We start from the raw sequence: 18,443 nt of genomic DNA on the forward strand, positions 1-18,443 counted from the left end.
AAAATTAGGCCTGACCCATGGCAAGGGTGCGCATCATCAGGGTTTTGGCGGTATTCATCACATCGACATTGATCTGGTAGGAACGCGAAGCGGAGATCATGTTCGTCATTTCCTCCACCACATCGACATTCGGCATGGCCACATAGCCATTCGCATCAGCCAGCGGATTGTGTGGATCAAACACCAGCTTCGGCGGCGCCTGATCTTCAAGCACCCCGGCAACGCGCACGCCCACACTGGCGGCACCGCCACCATCAACGGGCGCCGCCTGGAACACCACCTGTTTGGCGCGATAGGGCTGACCGTTCGAGCTGGTTACCGATTCGGCATTGGCCAGATTGCTGGCCACTGCGTTCAGGCGGGCCGACTGCGCGGAGACCGCCGATGATGCAATATCAAAGACACGGAACATGGACATGGGGATCTCCTTACTGGCCGGTCAGCGCGGTGCGCATGCCTTCAACGCGGCGCTGGAAAAACATCACAGCCGCCTGATAGCGGATGGCATTCTGGGAGAACTCGCTCATTTCAGTCGTCATGTCGACCGTATTGCCATCGATCGACGGCTGCTGCGGTGTACGGTAGCCCAGTTCCGGCATTAGCGGATTGGCGCTGCCCGCAGGCTGCAGATGGCGGGCATCGGTATTGCGCAAAGCCCCCTGCCCTTGCTGCACGTCACGCGCCTGCCGGTAGGCCATGCCGAAATCGAAATCGCGCGCCTTGTAATTGGGCGTATCGGCATTGGCAATATTGGACGCCAGTACTTCCTGCCGGTAGGCGCTCAGTTTGAGCGCGGTTTCCTGCGGCTGAAAATAGGTTTCGATGCGACCGAGCATGTGCATTCTCCAGTAACTGGCAAACTGGAAGCACGATTCATGCCACATTGCGTGACACGACCCCTGGCAGACCCGCTAAGCGGCAACGCGGCTTTCACGTCTGTGGCCGCCAGCCCATTACGTAGAGGCACGCAGCGACCAGATCAAGAACGCAAACATACCAACCAGCCCATCACCACACAGCCTTTTATCGTGAATGGCTGCATGCGCATACCCATACTATTTTCGTTTCCGCTTCGGGCATGCGTCACAGCGGGCACTGTCGCTCTTGCTGCAAGCCAGCTTATCGAGCGATTGCGAGAGCGCACAGACCGAGCGGCGGCAGGCGAGGAACTGGATGTCTTCTTCCTGCGCCAGCTCGCGGTAGGCGCGCATCACGTTGTGGCTCAGAAAATCGGTGAACAGGATCAGGAGATCAGCACCGCGCAGCGAAGCCGGGCGACGCTGGTGTGCGGCATTGCGCCCCGATACATGATGGTGGATGCGGATGCCGCGCTGGGCGAGCAGATCCGGAATACTGCCCAGTACGTCGGCGCCAACCAGATAAGCGTTCATGTTGCGAGTCTCCTTGCCGTAGATGAAAGCACATACAATACACTAAATGATAATCATTATCAACTAAGTAGCAAAAGATTTCTTCATCGCACGCCGCTACGTAAAAACCCTGACTTACACCGAGCAGCGTTGTGTCACATCAAAGTGCAGCAAGGTTATTGGTGCGCTAATACCCCCACTCATTTTGCAAGCTTTCGGGATCATCACCATGCTGATTGCCATTCCTTCCGAACATACCCCGGGTGAGCGCCGTGTGGCGGCGACACCGGACACGGTCAAGAAACTCGTCGCTGCCGGCCATCAGATCGTCGTCGAACATAACGCTGGCCGCCACGCAGCCATTCCGGACGCGCAGTATCGCGATGCCGGCGCCAGCATCGCCGAGGATTTCGCCGCAACGGTCACCGGTGCCGCACTGGTTCTGAAAGTCCGGGCTCCGCGGGAAGACGAAATTGCCGCGCTGCCGGCCGGCTGCGCCGTCATCGCACACTTCGACGCCTGGCGCTATCCGCACTTCGCGGCACTGAACGCCAGACGGATCAGCGCCTATGCGCTGGAGCGCGTACCGCGCATCACCCGCGCGCAGAGCATGGATATCCTATCGTCGCAGGCAAATATTGCCGGTTACCGTGCAGTCCTGCTTGCCACCCAGTACTACCCGCGTTTCATGCCGATGTTCATGACGGCGGCCGGCACGGTCAAACCGGCTCGCACGCTGATTCTGGGGGCAGGTGTTGCCGGACTGCAGGCGATTGCCACCGCGAAGCGCCTCGGTGCTATTGTTGAGGTGTTCGACGTCCGTCCCGCCACGCGCGAGCAGGTGGAGTCACTCGGCGCCAAATTCATCGAAGTCGAGCTGACTGCGGAAGAAAAAGCCTCGCTGGAAAACCTCGGCGGCTATGCACGCGAGATGTCGGATGACTACAAGGCCCGCCAGGCCGCGCTGATTGCCAAGCATGCGGCACAGGCCGACATCATCATCACCACCGCACAGATTCCGGGCAAGCAGGCCCCCGTACTCATCACAACGGATACCGTCGCCGCCATGAAGGCCGGCAGCGTCATCATCGATCTGGCCGTTGACACCGGCGGCAACTGCCCACTGTCGCGCAGCGATGAAGTGGTCGTGTCTGACAACGGCGTACAGATCATCGGCAACAGCAACCTGCCGGCACTGGTCGCCGCTGATGCTTCCGCCATGTATGCACGCAATGTGCTGACCTTCCTCAGCCTGGTAATCGGCAAGGATGGCCAGTACGCGCCGCAGATCGACGATGAAATCATTGCCGCCACTCTGGTGTGCGCGGATGGCCAGACGCGGGCCGCCGATCTCGCCACCGGCAGCGCCCCGGTAGCTGCAGAAGTGGAAACTGCCGGCGCTACCGCCTGATTGGAACAAAAGGGAGAATAAGAAATGTCTGCAACTGCTGTTGCTTCTGCGGTCAGCCAGGCCAGCCACGGTCTGGCGGTTGATCCTTTCGTCGGCCTGCTGACGATTTTCGTGCTGGCGATTTTTGTCGGCTACCACGTGGTCTGGAATGTCACCCCCGCACTGCACACACCACTGATGGCAGTCACCAATGCCATTTCCGGCATCATCGTCGTTGGCGCCATGCTGCAGGTGGTGGACATCCACAGCCAGCAGATCACACTGACCAGCGTGCTCGGGGCGATTGCGATTTTCCTCGCCAGCATCAACATTTTCGGCGGCTTCCTGGTGACCCAGCGCATGCTCGAAATGTTCAAGAAAAAGAACAAGTAAGGGGATGATCATGCACAACGTACTCGCCCTGCTCTATCTGGTCGCCGCCATCCTGTTCATCCTGGCCCTGCGCGGGCTGTCCAGCCCGCTGACTGCCCGCCGCGGCAATGTCTATGGCATGGCCGGCATGGCGCTCGCCGTCCTCACTACCTTCTTTGTGGCCGATTCGCCCGTCATCTGGCTGATCGTCGCGGCCATGGCAGCAGGCGCGCTGGTCGGCGCCTGGAAGGCACGCACGGTCGCCATGACCGCCATGCCCGAGCTTGTCGCCGCCATGCACTCGCTGGTCGGCCTGTCGGCCGTGCTGATCGCGGTGGCCGCCGTCTATCACACCGGCGTCAGCCACAGCGGCGTGCAGAAGGTCGAACTCTTCATCGGCGCCTTCATCGGCGCGATCACCTTCACCGCATCCGTCATTGCCTATGGCAAGCTCTCGGGCAAATTCGGCGCCCGCGCCATCAACTTCAAGGGACAGCACGCACTGAACCTGGCACTGGCCATCGCCATGGTCGCCTTCGGTCTGGTCTATTTCCAGACCGATAGCCAGGCCGCCTTCCTGATGATGGTGGCCATTGCCCTGGCACTCGGCGTCACGCTGATCATCCCGATTGGCGGCGCCGACATGCCGGTCGTGGTGTCGATGCTCAACTCCTACTCGGGCTGGGCGGCGGCAGGTATTGGTTTCACGCTGGAAAACCCGGTGCTGATCATTGCCGGCGCCTGCGTGGGCGCGTCTGGCGCGATCCTGTCCTACATCATGTGCAAGGCAATGAATCGCTCGATCGTTTCCGTGCTGCTGGGCGGCTTCGGCGCCGAAGCCGCAGCTGCAGGCCCCGGTGGCAGCGCGCAGAAGAACTACCGCGCCGGCTCGGCTGACGATGCGGCCTTCCTGATGGAAAACGCCGAGAAAGTCATCATCGTTCCGGGCTATGGCCTGGCCGTATCCCGCGCGCAGCATGCACTGCAGGAACTGACCGACCTGCTGACCGAGCGTGGCGTGGATGTCCGCTATGCGATTCACCCGGTGGCGGGCCGCATGCCCGGCCACATGAACGTGCTGCTGGCCGAGGCCGAAGTACCGTATGACAAGGTCTTTGAAATGGAAGAAATCAACAGCGAGTTTTCCACGGCCGACGTGGTGCTGGTGATTGGCGCCAACGACGTGGTGAACCCGGCGGCGAAGAATGACCCGGCCAGCTCGATCTACGGCATGCCGATTCTTGATGCCTACAAGGCCCGCACCGTGATGGTGGTCAAGCGTTCGATGAGCGCCGGCTATGCTGGTCTCGACAACGACCTCTTCTACATGGACAAGACCATGATGGTATTTGGCGATGCCAAGAAGGTCGTCGAGGAAATGCTGCAATCGGTGCACTGAACGCAGCAGCACCGCGACGAAAAGCCGCCCTGCCAGGGCGGCTTTTTCATGGACTGCCACTGCATCTGACGTCATGAAATGGGCTGGCGACCTTGCCGGCACAAGCATCCCATACATGGTCACCCATACGCATGCGGCCATTGCTGCAGAATGGCTGCATGCCAATACCCACGAATGACTACTTCCGGCTTTCCCTGTCCTGCTGCCACGGCCAGCGCCCGCTGACCTCCAGCTCCAGCGAGAAACTCAGGAACGTCCGGATGACGACAATCACCGCCAGCACCGCCAGATTCTGCAAATTGGGCTCGATGGCAACGGTGCCGATGATGTCGGCAATCACCAGCAACTCCAGCCCCAGCAGGATGGCCCGCCCGAGATCGGCGCGCAGGCCGTGATAGGCGTCATGAAACGATTGCTGGCGTACGCGCCAGACAAAGACGCCCCCCGCCACCAGCGCACCAATCAGCAAGACGGCCACTCCGGCCAGCTCGACCGCGTGCGCAGCCCATGGAATGATGCTTTCCCCGATCATTGCACTCCTCCCTTCTCGCCGCCCCGCATCAGGCGGGTTCACATTGCATCATGGCAGACCGGGGGTGGCCGTGCATCAGTCGAAGCGGTAATGCTTGCGCAAGTCCGTGTGAATTTCCCAGACGCACGACAGACCGGCGGGGAAAGTGACCACATCCCCCGCACCGAAATGCACCGGGGCTCCACCTTCCGGTGTCACCGTGACGGTTCCTTCCAGCACATGGCAGGTTTCACTGCTGGCATAGTGCCAGGGAAAGCGGCTGGCCTCCTTTTCCCAGACCGGCCACTGCCGGGTTCCGAGTTCGGCAAGGCGTGCCGGGCTTGCGGCACGCTCGATCCGGATTTTGTTGCTCATGATTTCCTCCTGTATTTCATGCCACTGACATCGGCATTTCATAATTGCAGCTTAGGCTACGGGCTGATTTCCAACCCGTCTCTCTCTGCCATGGATCATACCCTGCTCATTCTGCAAACCCTGACTATCCTGTGCTGGGTGCTTTTCATCCTGGGCTGCGCGATGGTCGGCTGGGGCTGAGTCAGCAGACCCTTGCGAACCGGGCCACACATCAGGGCAGGGTGAGCACCACCTTGCCCTGGCTCAGATTAGCCGCGACATGATCGTGGGCTGCCTGTGCGTCCACCAGCGCAAAGGTGCGATCCAGCGTCAGTCGGTACACGCCACTCTCCAGCCCCGGTAAAACATCATGCAGCAAGGCCGTCGTGAGCTGCGCCTTTACGGCCAGGCTCTGGCTGCGCAGGGTCGAGCCCTGGATGCGCTGCCGCTTGACCAGCAATAGCCCCAGATTGAGTTCAGCCAGCGCGCCGCGCAACAAGCCGATGATGATCAGCCTGCCGTCGGCATTCAGGCAGCGCTGGCTGGCCTGCAGGTGGTCGCCGCCAACGCCATCCAGAATGAGATCGGCACCGCCAGCTGCACGCACGGCAGCGGCAAAATCATCCGCCCGGTAATCCAGCGCCAGATCGGCCCCCAGCTCGCGACAATAAGCGAGCTTGCCGGCGCTGGCCGTCGTGGCCACCCAGGCGCCATGCGCCTTGGCCAGCTGGATGGCGGCACTGCCCACACCGCTGCCGCCAGCGTGAATCAGCACGCGCTGGCCTGCACGCAGACGGCCGATTTCGATCAGATTAAGCCAGGCCGTCAGCCAGGTTTCCGGCAGGCTGGCCGCCCCCACCCAATCCAGAAAATCCGGAATGCGCACGGCAAGGCGTGAATCCAGCAGGCAATACTGGGCATAGCCACCACCCGGCACCAGTCCGAACACCCGTTCGCCCGGCGCAAAACGACCGGTTTGTGCGCCGCAGGCAATGACTTCACCGGCAATTTCCAGCCCAAGCACCGGCGACTCGCCCTCCGGTGCGGGATATTTGCCGGCCGCCTGGACCAGATCGGCCCGGTTCACGCCCGCCGCATGCACGCGCACCAGCAGCTGTCCTTCCTGTAGCTGCGGCACGGGCTGCTCGGCCAGCCTTAGCGCCGGATAGGCCGCTGGATCGATGGCCTGCATCGTTGCCGGATAGCCGGCCATATCATTTTTCATGGGTATATCGCCACAGCCATTTAATTTAAAGTCATACATACCAATACATGGCAAGGTTTAACGAGCATGTCGACTCTAGGTTTCAACCAGACCCGCGAGCTGATTGCTGCTGTGCTCATGCGGCAAGGCCAGGTATTCAGCCGACTGCATCTCGGTCAGACGACTGGCTGTGCGGAAAAACTCGCGGGCCTGCGCCCCCTCCACATACAGCTCATCCGCTACAACGTCCGCCGAAATGATGAGCTTGACACGGTGGTCATAGAACACGTCAACCAGCCAGGTAAACCGCCGGGCCAGGTTTGATTGTGCAGCCCCCAGTTTCGGGATGTTCGACAGGAAAACAGTGTGGTATTGCTGCGCCAGCGCCAGGTAATCAGCCTGCCCGCGGCCATCGCCACACAGCACGGAGAAATCGAACCAGAGCATGCCCGGTGCGTGACGCCGGGCCTTCAGCTTGCGACCGGACAGCAGCAGTTGCTGCGGCAGATCGGGGCCGGTACTCATGGCATTGAAGAGATTATCGAGTTCGGCATCGGCAGCAACACCGGCCGGAACCAGAAACGTGCGCGCAGCGCTGAGTGTGCGCATGCGGTAATCGGTACCGCCATCAACGTTCAGTACATCGAGGCGTTCTTTCAGCAGCGCAATCGTCGGCAGGAAATTCTGCCGCTGCAGGCCATTCGGATACAGGTCGTCCGGCGCGTAATTGCTGGTTGCCACCAGCACGACACCACGCGCGAACAGATGCTCCATCAGGCGGCCGAGCATCATTGCATCGGCAATATCGGAAACATGGAACTCGTCAAAGCACAGCACCCGTACCGCTCTGGCCCATTTGTCGGCCACGGCCACCATCGGGTCAGCCGTGCCTTGCTGGGCCCGCAATTCCGCGTGCACTTCCTGCATGAAGCGGTGAAAGTGCAGGCGTTTCTTGCGCTTGTACGGCAGGCTGGCAAAGAACGCATCCATCAGGAAGCTTTTGCCGCGCCCGACGCCCCCCCAGAAATACAAGCCGCGCGGCAGATCGGGCTGCGGCAGCAGCGCCTTGCCGAACAATTGCGCCTTGCGAAACGGACGCGCGCGCTGGGTTTTGAAATCTACGAGCTGATGCCAGAGTACATCCAGGCGGGCAATCGCCGCCGCCTGGGCCGGATCGGGCAAAAAGGCCGGATTGCTGCTGAGCGCCTGATACCAGGCAAGCGGGCTGATGCCTTCCGAAGGCGGGGCAATCTGGTGCTGGGACATGAGAACAGGTCTGTAATGGAACGTTGCCCTGATTATAAGGCCGCAGCAAGGTGCCCCGAAACAGCCAGCGATGGTGCTTGCCATGCAAAAGCGCAATTCCGGTCAACAACAAAATATCCTGCTCGCGAGAATGGCTGCTCGGGAATGACCCTGAACAGGAGCAGACATGAACAAGACACTGAGCAGCGGCATACTGCTGGCAGCCCTTGCCGGCTTCGCGCACGCGGCAGCAGGCGATGTCCAATTCACCATCAAGACGGGGGCCCCCATCCGTGGTGGTGTGCTGACTGACCAGCAAGGGGGCGTGGTTGTAGGCACTCTGGCCGGTGATGTACTGGCACTGGATTCCCGCCAGCAGGAGCGCTGGCGGACGCGGCTGGCAGGCGCCATCACCACGACACCGGTTCGTACGGGCGAGCTGCTGCTGATCAGCACCAGCAAGGGTATCACCGCCCTGCAGGCCAGCGATGGCAAGGTCCGCTGGGAAAAGGCCCTGGGCAATCTGGGGCTGGAGCACCTGAAAAGCTGGGACAGTTACCTGGCCGACCCGCTCGTCAGCGGCGAGCAGGTGGTGGTGGCCTTCGGGCAGCAGCTTTTCCTGTTAGATGCACGTGATGGCAAAACACGCTGGTCGGTCAAGCTGCCCGCCGGCGTGGTAGCCACTCCGCTCAGGCAGGACAAGCGCTTGCTGCTGACTGATGATCGCGGCCAATTGCACAGCGTCGACCTCGCAAGTGGCCGCCTGCTGGGCAGCACGAAAATTGCCGATGCCATGGTTCAGCAAGCACCGGCATTGCAGGGCAACACCCTTTTTTACAGTTCGCGCGATGGCAAGATCCGGGCTCGGCAGCTTGATGCATCTGCTGCGGATTGGGAGGTTGATCACGGATCGTCATGGGTGATCGCCACACCGCTGCTTGATGCGGGCAAAATCATCGTCGGCAGCTCGGACAGCCAGTTGCTGCAGGAAATTGACCAGCGCAGCGGCAAGGTCGTGTGGGAGCTTCCCGCGAAACAGAATGTGTTTCGCAAGGCGGTGAAAGCTGGCGGGCTGTACTGGTTTGCCGGCGGAGATGCCTATGCACCGCAAACGGCAGGCCGCGTGCAGGCAGTCAGCCCGGAGGGCAAGATGGTTCGCGAACTGACATTGAGCGCGGCGCTGTTTGGCCAGCCCGTGCTTGACCGGACACTGATCTGGGTTGGCGGCGAGGATGGCATCCTCTACGCCATTCGCAGTGAATGATCGACAAGCCCCCAAAAACAAACCCCGGCGACATGCCGGGGTTTGTTTTTGGGTCAATCCGGGGAGAATTACAGCGCTTCGGCGTTGCTAGCCAGGTATTCGGCGACGCCATCAGCAGATGCCTTCATGCCCTTCTTGCCCTTATTCCAGCCGGCCGGGCAAACTTCGCCGTGTTCTTCAACGAATTGCAATGCATCAACCACACGCAACAGTTCGTCGATATCGCGACCCAACGGCAGGTTGTTCACAACCTGGTGCTGTACCACGCCATTCTTGTCGATCAGGAAGGTGCCGCGCAGTGCAACGCCAGCTTCTGCCAGCTCAACGTCGTAGGCCTTGCAGATTTCATGCTTCACGTCGGCAACGAGTGTGTAGCCAACCTGGCCAATACCGCCCTTCTCAACCGGGGTGTTGCGCCAGGCGCTGTGCGTGAACTGGCTGTCGATCGAAATACCGATGACTTCGACATTGCGTGCCTTGAACTCCTGCAGACGATGGTCAAAGGCAATCAGCTCGGACGGGCATACGAATGTGAAATCGAGCGGATAGAAGAAAACGGCCGTGTATTTGCCGGCAGTTGCCTGCTTCAGGTTGTAGCTGTCAACAATCTGGCCATCGCCAAGAACGGCGGCGGCGGTGAAGTCCGGGGCTTGCTTGCCTACGAGTACAGCCATGCTGAATCTCCTTGCTGGTTGTTTAAGGTGCTGAACGATAATTTGAGGGCGCCGTGCCGTCAATTCAAGACTATTCATCTGCTCGATAGAAGGTAACTATTACCCTGCAGTCGCAGTATTCCTGATTGCAAAGCGCACGCCACACGGCCATGATGTAAGCGCGTGATTACATTTTTATGGTGGGAGGAGAGATGACAACACTAAGCCGCCGCGCCCTTCTCGGGCTCGCACTCTTTGGCGCACTGGGTCCGACTTGCTTTGCCGAAGATGAAATCACCATTCTTACACAGCAAGATGTGTTGAACGACTACCAGAAATTCCTGAAGGGACGGGATCCGCTCGGCATTACCTTCTTCGGCGGCGAGCATTCACGCCGTGATGTCGTGGAGCTGGTTCTAGTGCAACAGGCGCTGAAAACCGGCGGCAACACACGCCCGGTCAAGCTGGTGACGGTCAACAACACCAGTGACTCCTACAACCGGTATCTCAAGGAAGTTTCCACTGGCACCGCCGCACTGGGTGGCAACTCAGTCTGGCTCGTTGACCTGAAACCCCTCAGCGACAAGGTTTATATCAGTGAACCAAGCATCCGGCAGGGAGAGTTCAACGCGGGTCTCTACACGATTGCTGGCAACAAGCAGGCTCTTGCTGCACAGGACAAGGCGGCGGTACAGAAGCTCAGCGCAGTCGTCGCCGACAGCTGGAAGCCGGATATCGCAACGCTGGAAAGCATCCCGATCAAGAATGTGCTGAAAACCCAAAGCTGGGACTCGATGGTCGGCATGGTCGCAAAGCAGCGTGCCGATGTCATTCTGGCGCCGTTCCAGCCGACGCCGGACCTCTCGTTCGAGGCTGGCGGGCAGAAATTCCTGCCGATTCCGAATATCAAGGTCGGCCTGCAGGGCAGTCGACATTTTTTTGTGAGCCGCAGCTATCCCGGCAGCGCCCAGCTAGCCAAGGCACTGAATTCGGGGCTGGACTCGCTGCGCGCCAATGGCACCATCGAACGTGCTTACAAGGAGTCCGGCTTCTTCAATGCCAACACGACAAACTGGACCAAAATCAACTGAGCGACAAGCCTGCGAGCGCCAAACAAAAAGCCGACGAGAGCGTCGGCTTTTTGTTTGAACTCTGCAGTGGCGAGAATTACTCGGGCTTCAGACTAGGGGCTCCGGCTTGCCGATATGGTAGCCCTGCGCGAAATCGACCCCAATAGCGGCCAGATGGCTACGGATTTCTTCATTTTCGACAAATTCGGCAATGGTCCGCATGCCAAGGCTGTGACCGATGTCATTCACCGCAATCACCATCTGCCGACTGACACGATCAGTCGCAATATCGCGAACGAGACTGCCGTCAATTTTCAGATAATCCACTGCCAGGTTCTTGAGATAATTGAAGGACGAGAAACCGCTGCCAAAATCGTCCAGTGCAAAACGGCAGCCCCGTTCACGCAGGGTTTCGATAAAAATCGATGACTCCTTCATGTTCGAAATCGCACTGGTTTCCGTGATTTCGAAGCAAATCAGCGATGCCGGGATCCGCGTACTGTCCAGCTGCTGCAGAATAAAGGACAGAGTCTGCCGATTGAGTGACTTGCCGGAGAGATTGATGGCAAGGTGCGGCAATACCCGGCCTTCTTTCTGCCGCTCGGCCAGATAGGCGATGCTGTTGGCCACCACCCAGCCATCCACCTGCGCCATCATGTCGTAACGTTCGGCGGCAGGAATGAAGGCGCCGGGCGTAATGATTCGCCCCTGCGCATCGCTCATGCGCAACAGGATTTCCAGGTGTGTGCCACCACTGGCAGAGGGGCGCAGGGGTTCAATTTTCTGGAAATACAGACGGAACCGATCCTGCTCGATGGCTTCACGCAATGTTGCCAGCAATTGCAGTTCATTATGGCGCTCCTGCAAATCATCCTCACCGCCAGCATACCAGCTCAGGCGGTTGCGGCCGGCATCCTTGGCGGCAAAACAGGCAACATCGGCCTGGCTCATGGCCTCCTGCGGGCTGACAATTGCGGCATCAATCAGCACGAGACCGATACTGACGGTCACTCCGAAAGGGCGACCTTCCCAGACAAAACGGTATTGCTGCAGAGCATGCAGAATGCTCTGCGCCAGTTGGCGCGCATGATCGCGATTGCCATCGGCAAGAAGAATGCCGAATTCATCGCCGCCAAGGCGGCCCAACAAGCCAAAACTGGGCGCAACAAGCACCTGCAGCTGCTCGGTCACCTGCCGCAGGAGTTCATCGCCAGCCAGATGCCCGCAGGTGTCGTTGACCAGCTTGAACTGATCCAGATCCAGCAACATCAGTACATAGGATCGAGTACCGCTGGATGCGCGCCGGCAGGCATCATTGAGCTGGGCTTCAAAGCCCCGGCGATTGATCAGACCGGTCAGGTCATCATGGTTGGCCTGATAGGCCAGTTTCTCGGTAAGTGCCTCGGCGGCACTGACATCATGAAGAATCAGCACCATACCGACGACGTCGCCGTCCCAGTCGCGGATCGGGGCAATTGCGTATTCAACCGTCATGCGCAAACCTTGCCGGTTTATGATGCGCGCCTTGTTGCCACGCAAAGACTGCCGGCCATCGCGCGCAGCCAGCATGGCGGCCTGCAGCACTTCGGCGGTCAGCTCGCTGCCCGGTGAGCACAGCACCGCATTGACCGGTTGCCCTCGGCTGTCATTATGAGACTGCCCGATAAGCTTTTCTGCCGCAGGATTCAGCAGTTTCACCCGGAAATCCGGTGTGGTTGTGATGATGGCGTCAGTAATCGAGATCAGCGTGACTTCAGCCAGCTCTTTTTCAAGAAAGAGCGCGCGTTCGGCATCATCGCGTTCGTGTACTCCCTGCAGCAGATTGCCGCGCATGGTGTTGAAGGCACTCACCAGCGTCTGCAATTCGTCAAGCTTGCCGGAATCCTTGCGGCTGAGCGCCAGAGGAGCAGGCAGATTACCGTAATCAAAATTGCGGGTGTAGGCCGTGATGTGTTTCAGGTGTCGCGCGATCAGGCGATGGTAAAGCCCGAGAAACAGCAGGGCAGCAACACCGAGGCCGACACCTTCGATCAGCAGAATGGACTGGAATGTTTCAATCAGGCGGCTGCGCAAGCCGCCCAGGCTGGACATCAGCCGCATCTCGCCAAGAATCACCGTTTTATTGGTAAGGGGATGCAGATAGGCAACCTGGAAGGTCTCGGTGATGTAATCGCCATCGGGAGGCAGTGCACGCCCAGCGCTGTAGCTGGCTCCGTCGGTTTCGGAAAGTTCGACCCGGTCAACCACCCGAGTCTGCAGCATCGAACTCAGCTGGGTGCGCACCGCGTCACTGTTCACCAGCCAGAGGTTGGCAGCCAGTTGCGGTGTTGTACTCTTGCCGATAGCCATCAGGTCCGCACGGATCTGGTGCAGGCTGCGATCATATTCCCGTTTCAGCAGAAAAAGGGTGAGCGACAGGCAGACAGCAAGACCAGCCACAAATGTGGCCAGAACCAACCGTGCAGCCAGACGGTTTTCCTGATAAGCGCCCTGAAAGCGGAGGAGAAAGGGGATTTGCACGGGATATTCGATGAGCTTCTGTCTATCCAGCATAAACGCGGCCTGCCCGAGTGACAACCTGCATCAGCAATAGTTGTCAGGAAAAGCTTACTTTCCGCTGCAATGATGCAAAAAAGCAGCGCCTTCAGGAGCTGGCGCTGCTTCTGATTACATCAACGGCTGGAAGCTACTTACTCAAGCGCAGCTTCTTCGCTGACCTTTGCCGCAATGCGGGCAGCCCAGCGCTCTGCTTCGGCGGCGTCCCTGTGCTCGACCATGACCCGAACTACCGGCTCGGTGCCGGATGGGCGAAGCAACACTCGGCCCGACACTCCCATTGCCTGTTCGGCATCCGTCACGGACTGCCTGATGGAAGCGGAGGCATGGCAGTCAAACCCCTTGCTGATCCGCACATTCTTCAGGACTTGCGTGAAGAGAGTCAGCCCCGAGCAGAATGCAGCAAGCCCCTGCCCAGACTCCTTCAGTGCTTCAAGAATCTGCAGAGCAGAAACAATGCCATCACCGGTGGTATGGCGATCAAGGCACAGCAGGTGCCCGGACCCCTCGCCACCGACCAACCAGTCATTCGCCAGCAGTTTTTCCAGTACGTAGCGATCACCCACCTTGGCGCGTTCGAAACCGATGCCACGTTCCTGCAGTGCGGTCTCCACCCCCAGATTGGTCATCAGTGTCCCGACCACGCCGGCACCAAGCGTGCCTTTTTTCTGGCGATGCACCGCGAGCACATAGAGCAGCTGGTCGCCATCAATGATGGAGCCATCGCGATCAACCATGATCAACCGGTCGCCATCGCCATCGAGCGCAATCCCGATATCCGCGCCTTCGGCCAGCACGCGGGCGCGCAGTGTCTCCGGATGGGTGGCTCCCACCTCTTCATTGATATTGAAGCCGTTCGGGCTGACACCAATGCTGATGACCTCCGCTCCCAGCTCATGGAAAACATGCGGTGCAGTCAGATAAGTAGCGCCATGCGCACAGTCAAGCACGATTTTCAGACCACGCAGATCCAGCTCGTTCGGGAAGGTCGATTTGCAGAATTCGATATAGCGCCCGGCTGCGTCATTCACGCGCCAGGATTTGCCGATCTGCTTCGGGCCGACACAGGGCTGCGCCTCGTCAATGGCCGCCTCAATGGCCAGTTCGACCGCATCATCAAGCTTCTTGCCGCCCGCACCGAAGAACTTGATGCCGTTATCGTGATAGGGATTGTGCGAAGCCGAAATCACCACACCGGCAGAAAGACGCAGTGCCCGTGTCAGATAGGCAATGCCCGGCGTCGGCAGCGGGCCGGTCAGATAGACATCAACACCAGCCGCATTGAAACCGGCCTGCAGTGCGGCTTCCAGCATATAGCCCGAAACCCGGGTGTCCTTGCCGATCAGAACGGCGGCATGCTCCCCCGACTGCGATGTCTTGCCCTTGGCCAGGATGCGCCCAGCGGCATAGCCCAGCTTCATCGCAAAATCCGGCGTTACGGGATATTCCCCCACCAGTCCCCGAATCCCGTCCGTACCAAAGTATTTGCGAGCCATTGCATCCTTCCTGTCGACACCACGAAAATTAGCGCGATTGTAAGGCCGCAAGGACCTTGAGCGCATCCACTGTTTCATTTACATCATGCACCCGCACGACCGCTGCGCCAGCCTGCGCAGCCAGCACAGCGGCGGTAATGCTGGCGGGCATGCGCTGTGCCACATCCCGGCCAGTGATGTCACCCAGCATGCGCTTGCGCGAAACACCTACCAGCAGTGGCGCAGGCAAGCGCTTGACCAGCTCGGGCAAGGCGACAAACAGTTGCCTGTTATGACCAAAGTCCTTGCCAAAACCAAAGCCGGGATCAAGCAAAATACGATCATGGGTAATACCATGCAGCCCACACAGCTTATAACGTCCAAGCAGATACCCTGCAACTTCATCGGCAACATTGCCATACTGCGGTGCCGACTGCATGGTTTGCGGCTCGCCCTGCTTATGCATCAGGCAGACTGCCGCCGGGTATTGCGCGAGCAGCTCAAGCGCGCCCCCTCCTTCCAGGGCGGCAATGTCATTCACAAGGTCGACGCCGGAAGCCAGTGCGGCACGCATCACGGCAGGTTTGCGGGTATCAATCGACAGCGGCACATTAGCGCCGTGCAAACCTTCCAGCACGGGCAACACGCGGTCGATTTCCTCCTGTTCGGGCACCTGCACCGCCCCCGGACGGGTTGACTCGCCACCGATATCGAGAATGTCGGCCCCCTGCTCGATCAGCGCGTACGCATGGGCAATGGCTCTCTCGCGATCAGCAAAACACCCGCCATCCGAGAAGGAGTCAGGCGTAACATTCACAATGCCCATCACCAGCGGGCGATCCAGAGTCAGCCGGAAACGGCCACATTGCAGCACGGACATTCAGTTCTCTCTATCAAATCGGACAGGCACAATGGAAAAAAGCGGCCGAGGCCGCCTTTTTCTGCAACAGGACAATCAGGCTTCCGGGGCCGGCGATGCGGTCGGTGCCGGCGCATCACCGCTGGGCTTGTCATCCGAAGGCAGGCCCAGCTTGGGTGCCGGCGGATTCTTCGGCGGACGCGGCGGACGGCCTTCCATGATGTCGCGGATCTGCTCGCGATCAATGGTTTCCCACTCCATCAGCGCGGAAGTCATGATCTCGACCTTGTCGCGGTTTTCTTCCAGCAAGCGCACCGCGAGTGCGTATTGCTCGTCGAGAATGCGGCGGATTTCGCTGTCCACCTGCTGCATGGTGGCTTCGGACAGATTCTTGTGTGTCGTTACCGAGCGGCCCAGAAATACTTCGCCATCGTTTTCGCCATACACCATCGGCCCCAGCTTCGCGCTCATGCCGTAACGAGTCACCATGTCGCGCGCCAGTTGCGTGGCACGCTCAAAGTCATTCGATGCGCCGGTGGAGATCTGGCCGGTAAACAGGTCTTCGGCCACACGGCCACCGAACAGCATGCTGATCTGCGCCAGCATCTGGTCCTGATAGAGGCTGAAACGATCCTGCTCAGGCAGTGACCAGGTGACACCCAGCGCGCGGCCGCGCGGGATGATCGTCACTTTGTGCACCGGATCGCAGCCCGGCAGCAGTTCACCGATGATGGCGTGACCGGACTCGTGATAGGCGGTCTTCTTCTTGTCGTCGGGCTGGATGATCATGGACTTGCGCTCGGCTCCCATGAAAATCTTGTCCTTGGCATCTTCGAAGTCCTGCATGTCGACCAGGCGCTTGTTGCGGCGGGCAGCAAAGAGTGCCGCTTCGTTGACCAGATTGGCCAGATCGGCACCGGACATGCCGGGCGTACCGCGTGCCAGGATGTTGGCATCCACGTCAGAGGACACCGGCACCTTGCGCATGTGAACACCCAGAATCTGCTCGCGCCCACGGATATCTGGCAGCGGCACGACTACCTGGCGGTCAAAACGGCCCGGTCGCAGCAAGGCAGGATCAAGCACGTCAGGACGGTTGGTCGCTGCGATCACGATAATGCCGGAATTGCCTTCAAAACCGTCCATCTCGACGAGCATCTGGTTGAGCGTCTGCTCGCGCTCGTCATTGCCACCGCCGAGACCGGCGCCGCGCTGGCGACCGACCGCGTCGATTTCATCGATGAAGATGATGCACGGCGCATTTTTCTTGGCATTCTCGAACATGTCGCGGACACGGGCTGCACCGACACCGACAAACATTTCAACGAAATCCGAGCCGGAAATCGAGAAGAACGGCACCTTGGCCTCGCCAGCAATCGCCTTGGCCAGCAGCGTCTTGCCGGTACCCGGCGAACCCACCATCAGAATGCCGCGCGGCATGCGCCCGCCCAGGCTCTGGTATTTGGTCGGATCGCGCAGATAATCGACGATCTCGGCGACGTCCTGCTTGGCCTCGTCACACCCGGCCACGTCGGCAAACGTTACTGCATTGGTATCCTGATCCAGCATGCGCGCACGGCTCTTGCCGAAACTGAACGCCCCGCCCTTGCCGCCGCCCTGCATCTGGCGCATGAAGAAAATCCATACGCCGATCAGGAGCAGCATCGGGAACCAGTTGATGAGAATGTTCATCAGCAGCGACGGTTCTTCTTCCGGCTTGGCGCTGAATTTCACCTTGTGCCCGATCAGCGTATCAACGAGCTTGCCATCGTAAGGAGCAAAGGTGATGTACTGCGTGCCATCACTGCGCTTGCCGCGGATGATCTGCCCGCCGCGCGAACTCATTTCGATTTCGGCAGACGCAATGCGGTTACTCACCAGTTCTTCCATGAACTGGGAATAGGCGACGGTATCATTCGTCCCCTGCCGCTTGGTCATCTGCTGAAAAACGGTCATCAATACCAGCCCGATCACGAGCCAGATCACGATATTCTTGCCGAGATTGTTCACGGCTTAACTCCTGTAGCATCCAGCCCGGGCCGGAATGTCTTTATTCTAAAGCGGTTCGCCACCGGCTTCAGGCTTTTTTCTGCTTGCCCAGCAGATAGATTTCACTGCTGCGATCACGCGAGGCTTTGGGTTTGCGGCTTTGCACCGCGCTAAACGTTTCTTTCATGGCGGAGAGGTACTCGGTAAATCCCGCCCCCTGAAATACCTTGACCAGAAAATGGCCGCCAGGTTTCAGATGCTCGCGCGAAAAATCCAGCGCCAGCTCGCACAGATACATGCTGCGCGCCTGATCGGTGACGGCATTACCGCTGATATTGGGTGCCATGTCGCAAATTACAAGGTCGACCTGGCGACCGCCAAGCAATTCCAGATAACGCGCCAGCACCTCATCCTCGCGAAAATCCCCCTGCACGAATTCGACGCCGCGTATCGGGTCCATATCAAGTATGTCGAGCGCAAACACGCGGCCGTTGTCGCCCATCAGCCGCCGCGCCACCTGGCACCAGCTGCCCGGTGCAGCCCCCAGGTCGGCCACCCACATGCCGGGCCTGATCAGCTTGTCTTTTTCATTGATTTCCAGCAGCTTGTACGCCGCGCGGGCACGGTAGCCATCTTTCTGTGCCTGATGCACATAATGATCGTTCACATGTTCCTGCAGCCAGGCATTACTGGTTTTACTTCGCGCCATCGGGTAAACTTCCCTGTTTTTTC

General features: G+C 59.4%; 18 protein-coding genes. 5 read left to right on the forward strand and 13 right to left on the reverse strand.

Annotated elements, in window-relative coordinates; all coding sequences use genetic code 11:
- Window positions 1-4: 4 nt before the first annotated feature.
- The 3 genes from flgC to H559_RS0113595 all read right to left on the reverse strand — a co-directional run bounded on the left by flgC (window position 5) and on the right by H559_RS0113595 (window position 1,391).
- Entirely contained in the window at window positions 5-418 is a 414-nt protein-coding gene (gene flgC / locus H559_RS0113585) for a flagellar basal body rod protein FlgC (protein WP_028453111.1), read from the reverse strand.
- Window positions 419-428: 10 nt separating this feature from the next.
- Window positions 429-836, reverse strand: a complete 408-nt coding sequence (flgB, locus tag H559_RS0113590) for a flagellar basal body rod protein FlgB (RefSeq protein ID WP_028453112.1) — start codon at window positions 834-836, stop codon at window positions 429-431.
- 219 nt (window positions 837-1,055) lie between these two features.
- Window positions 1,056-1,391, reverse strand: coding sequence for a DUF2325 domain-containing protein (locus tag H559_RS0113595; protein WP_028453113.1), 336 nt, complete (start codon window positions 1,389-1,391; stop codon window positions 1,056-1,058).
- Between the two features lie 208 nt (window positions 1,392-1,599).
- Between H559_RS0113595 and H559_RS20500 the strand changes: the two genes are divergently transcribed.
- The 3 genes from H559_RS20500 to H559_RS0113610 are packed head-to-tail and all read left to right on the forward strand — an operon-like array spanning window position 1,600 to window position 4,531.
- On the forward strand, window positions 1,600-2,781 hold the full coding sequence (locus tag H559_RS20500) for a Re/Si-specific NAD(P)(+) transhydrogenase subunit alpha (RefSeq protein ID WP_051279490.1): 1,182 nt from the start codon (window positions 1,600-1,602) through the stop codon (window positions 2,779-2,781).
- A 24-nt stretch (window positions 2,782-2,805) separates the two neighbouring features.
- Window positions 2,806-3,153, forward strand: coding sequence for a proton-translocating transhydrogenase family protein (locus H559_RS0113605; RefSeq protein ID WP_081413071.1), 348 nt, complete (start codon window positions 2,806-2,808; stop codon window positions 3,151-3,153).
- Between the two features lie 10 nt (window positions 3,154-3,163).
- A complete protein-coding gene (locus tag H559_RS0113610) occupies window positions 3,164-4,531 on the forward strand; it encodes an NAD(P)(+) transhydrogenase (Re/Si-specific) subunit beta (RefSeq protein WP_028453115.1) in 1,368 nt (455 codons plus the stop codon).
- A 178-nt stretch (window positions 4,532-4,709) separates the two neighbouring features.
- Here the strand turns inward: H559_RS0113610 and H559_RS0113620 are convergent, their stop codons facing one another.
- From H559_RS0113620 to zapE, 4 genes are all read right to left on the reverse strand, one after another.
- The gene (locus H559_RS0113620; RefSeq protein WP_034641413.1) at window positions 4,710-5,063 is read right to left on the reverse strand and encodes a DUF1622 domain-containing protein; all 354 of its coding nucleotides are present in this window, start codon (window positions 5,061-5,063) and stop codon (window positions 4,710-4,712) included.
- 75 nt (window positions 5,064-5,138) lie between these two features.
- Entirely contained in the window at window positions 5,139-5,417 is a 279-nt protein-coding gene (locus H559_RS0113625) for a cupin domain-containing protein (protein ID WP_051279493.1), read from the reverse strand.
- 211 nt (window positions 5,418-5,628) lie between these two features.
- Window positions 5,629-6,621: an NAD(P)H-quinone oxidoreductase gene (locus H559_RS0113635; protein WP_245579377.1), complete on the reverse strand. Its 993-nt coding sequence runs from the start codon at window positions 6,619-6,621 to the stop codon at window positions 5,629-5,631.
- A 75-nt stretch (window positions 6,622-6,696) separates the two neighbouring features.
- Entirely contained in the window at window positions 6,697-7,866 is a 1,170-nt protein-coding gene (gene zapE, locus H559_RS0113640) for a cell division protein ZapE (RefSeq protein WP_028453119.1), read from the reverse strand.
- Between the two features lie 166 nt (window positions 7,867-8,032).
- On the opposite strand from zapE, the gene H559_RS0113645 reads away from it, so the two are divergent.
- A complete protein-coding gene (locus tag H559_RS0113645) occupies window positions 8,033-9,109 on the forward strand; it encodes an outer membrane protein assembly factor BamB family protein (RefSeq protein ID WP_028453120.1) in 1,077 nt (358 codons plus the stop codon).
- Window positions 9,110-9,177: 68 nt separating this feature from the next.
- Here the strand turns inward: H559_RS0113645 and H559_RS0113650 are convergent, their stop codons facing one another.
- On the reverse strand, window positions 9,178-9,783 hold the full coding sequence (locus H559_RS0113650) for a peroxiredoxin (protein ID WP_028453121.1): 606 nt from the start codon (window positions 9,781-9,783) through the stop codon (window positions 9,178-9,180).
- Between the two features lie 191 nt (window positions 9,784-9,974).
- Here H559_RS0113650 and H559_RS0113655 point away from each other — a divergent pair, with 191 nt between their 5' ends.
- Window positions 9,975-10,853, forward strand: coding sequence for a type 2 periplasmic-binding domain-containing protein (locus tag H559_RS0113655; RefSeq protein ID WP_034641419.1), 879 nt, complete (start codon window positions 9,975-9,977; stop codon window positions 10,851-10,853).
- A gap of 87 nt (window positions 10,854-10,940) precedes the next feature.
- Here H559_RS0113655 and H559_RS20505 read toward each other — a convergent pair whose 3' ends face one another.
- From H559_RS20505 to rlmE, 5 genes are all read right to left on the reverse strand, one after another.
- Window positions 10,941-13,352, reverse strand: coding sequence for an EAL domain-containing protein (locus H559_RS20505; RefSeq protein WP_162143336.1), 2,412 nt, complete (start codon window positions 13,350-13,352; stop codon window positions 10,941-10,943).
- Between the two features lie 170 nt (window positions 13,353-13,522).
- Window positions 13,523-14,884: a phosphoglucosamine mutase gene (gene glmM / locus H559_RS0113665; protein ID WP_028453123.1), complete on the reverse strand. Its 1,362-nt coding sequence runs from the start codon at window positions 14,882-14,884 to the stop codon at window positions 13,523-13,525.
- 28 nt (window positions 14,885-14,912) lie between these two features.
- Window positions 14,913-15,743: a dihydropteroate synthase gene (gene folP, locus H559_RS0113670; protein WP_028453124.1), complete on the reverse strand. Its 831-nt coding sequence runs from the start codon at window positions 15,741-15,743 to the stop codon at window positions 14,913-14,915.
- A 75-nt stretch (window positions 15,744-15,818) separates the two neighbouring features.
- Entirely contained in the window at window positions 15,819-17,732 is a 1,914-nt protein-coding gene (gene ftsH / locus H559_RS0113675) for an ATP-dependent zinc metalloprotease FtsH (protein ID WP_028453125.1), read from the reverse strand.
- Between the two features lie 67 nt (window positions 17,733-17,799).
- A complete protein-coding gene (gene rlmE / locus H559_RS0113680; RefSeq protein ID WP_028453126.1) occupies window positions 17,800-18,420 on the reverse strand; it encodes a 23S rRNA (uridine(2552)-2'-O)-methyltransferase RlmE in 621 nt (206 codons plus the stop codon).
- Window positions 18,421-18,443: the final 23 nt, after the last annotated feature.

The sequence above is a fragment of the Chitinilyticum aquatile DSM 21506 genome (assembly GCF_000430805.1).
Lineage (GTDB): Bacteria > Pseudomonadota > Gammaproteobacteria > Burkholderiales > Chitinibacteraceae > Chitinilyticum > Chitinilyticum aquatile.

Coding starts and splice junctions, on each gene's coding strand:
- flgC (WP_028453111.1), bottom strand. CDS start 418: ATGTCCATGTTCCGTGTCTTTGATATTGCATCATCGGCGGTCTCCGCG.
- flgB (WP_028453112.1), bottom strand. CDS start 836: ATGCTCGGTCGCATCGAAACCTATTTTCAGCCGCAGGAAACCGCGCTC.
- H559_RS0113595 (WP_028453113.1), bottom strand. CDS start 1,391: ATGAACGCTTATCTGGTTGGCGCCGACGTACTGGGCAGTATTCCGGAT.
- H559_RS20500 (WP_051279490.1), top strand. CDS start 1,600: ATGCTGATTGCCATTCCTTCCGAACATACCCCGGGTGAGCGCCGTGTG.
- H559_RS0113605 (WP_081413071.1), top strand. CDS start 2,806: ATGTCTGCAACTGCTGTTGCTTCTGCGGTCAGCCAGGCCAGCCACGGT.
- H559_RS0113610 (WP_028453115.1), top strand. CDS start 3,164: ATGCACAACGTACTCGCCCTGCTCTATCTGGTCGCCGCCATCCTGTTC.
- H559_RS0113620 (WP_034641413.1), bottom strand. CDS start 5,063: ATGATCGGGGAAAGCATCATTCCATGGGCTGCGCACGCGGTCGAGCTG.
- H559_RS0113625 (WP_051279493.1), bottom strand. CDS start 5,417: ATGAGCAACAAAATCCGGATCGAGCGTGCCGCAAGCCCGGCACGCCTT.
- H559_RS0113635 (WP_245579377.1), bottom strand. CDS start 6,621: ATGAAAAATGATATGGCCGGCTATCCGGCAACGATGCAGGCCATCGAT.
- zapE (WP_028453119.1), bottom strand. CDS start 7,866: ATGTCCCAGCACCAGATTGCCCCGCCTTCGGAAGGCATCAGCCCGCTT.
- H559_RS0113645 (WP_028453120.1), top strand. CDS start 8,033: ATGAACAAGACACTGAGCAGCGGCATACTGCTGGCAGCCCTTGCCGGC.
- H559_RS0113650 (WP_028453121.1), bottom strand. CDS start 9,783: ATGGCTGTACTCGTAGGCAAGCAAGCCCCGGACTTCACCGCCGCCGCC.
- H559_RS0113655 (WP_034641419.1), top strand. CDS start 9,975: ATGACAACACTAAGCCGCCGCGCCCTTCTCGGGCTCGCACTCTTTGGC.
- glmM (WP_028453123.1), bottom strand. CDS start 14,884: ATGGCTCGCAAATACTTTGGTACGGACGGGATTCGGGGACTGGTGGGG.
- folP (WP_028453124.1), bottom strand. CDS start 15,743: ATGTCCGTGCTGCAATGTGGCCGTTTCCGGCTGACTCTGGATCGCCCG.
- rlmE (WP_028453126.1), bottom strand. CDS start 18,420: ATGGCGCGAAGTAAAACCAGTAATGCCTGGCTGCAGGAACATGTGAAC.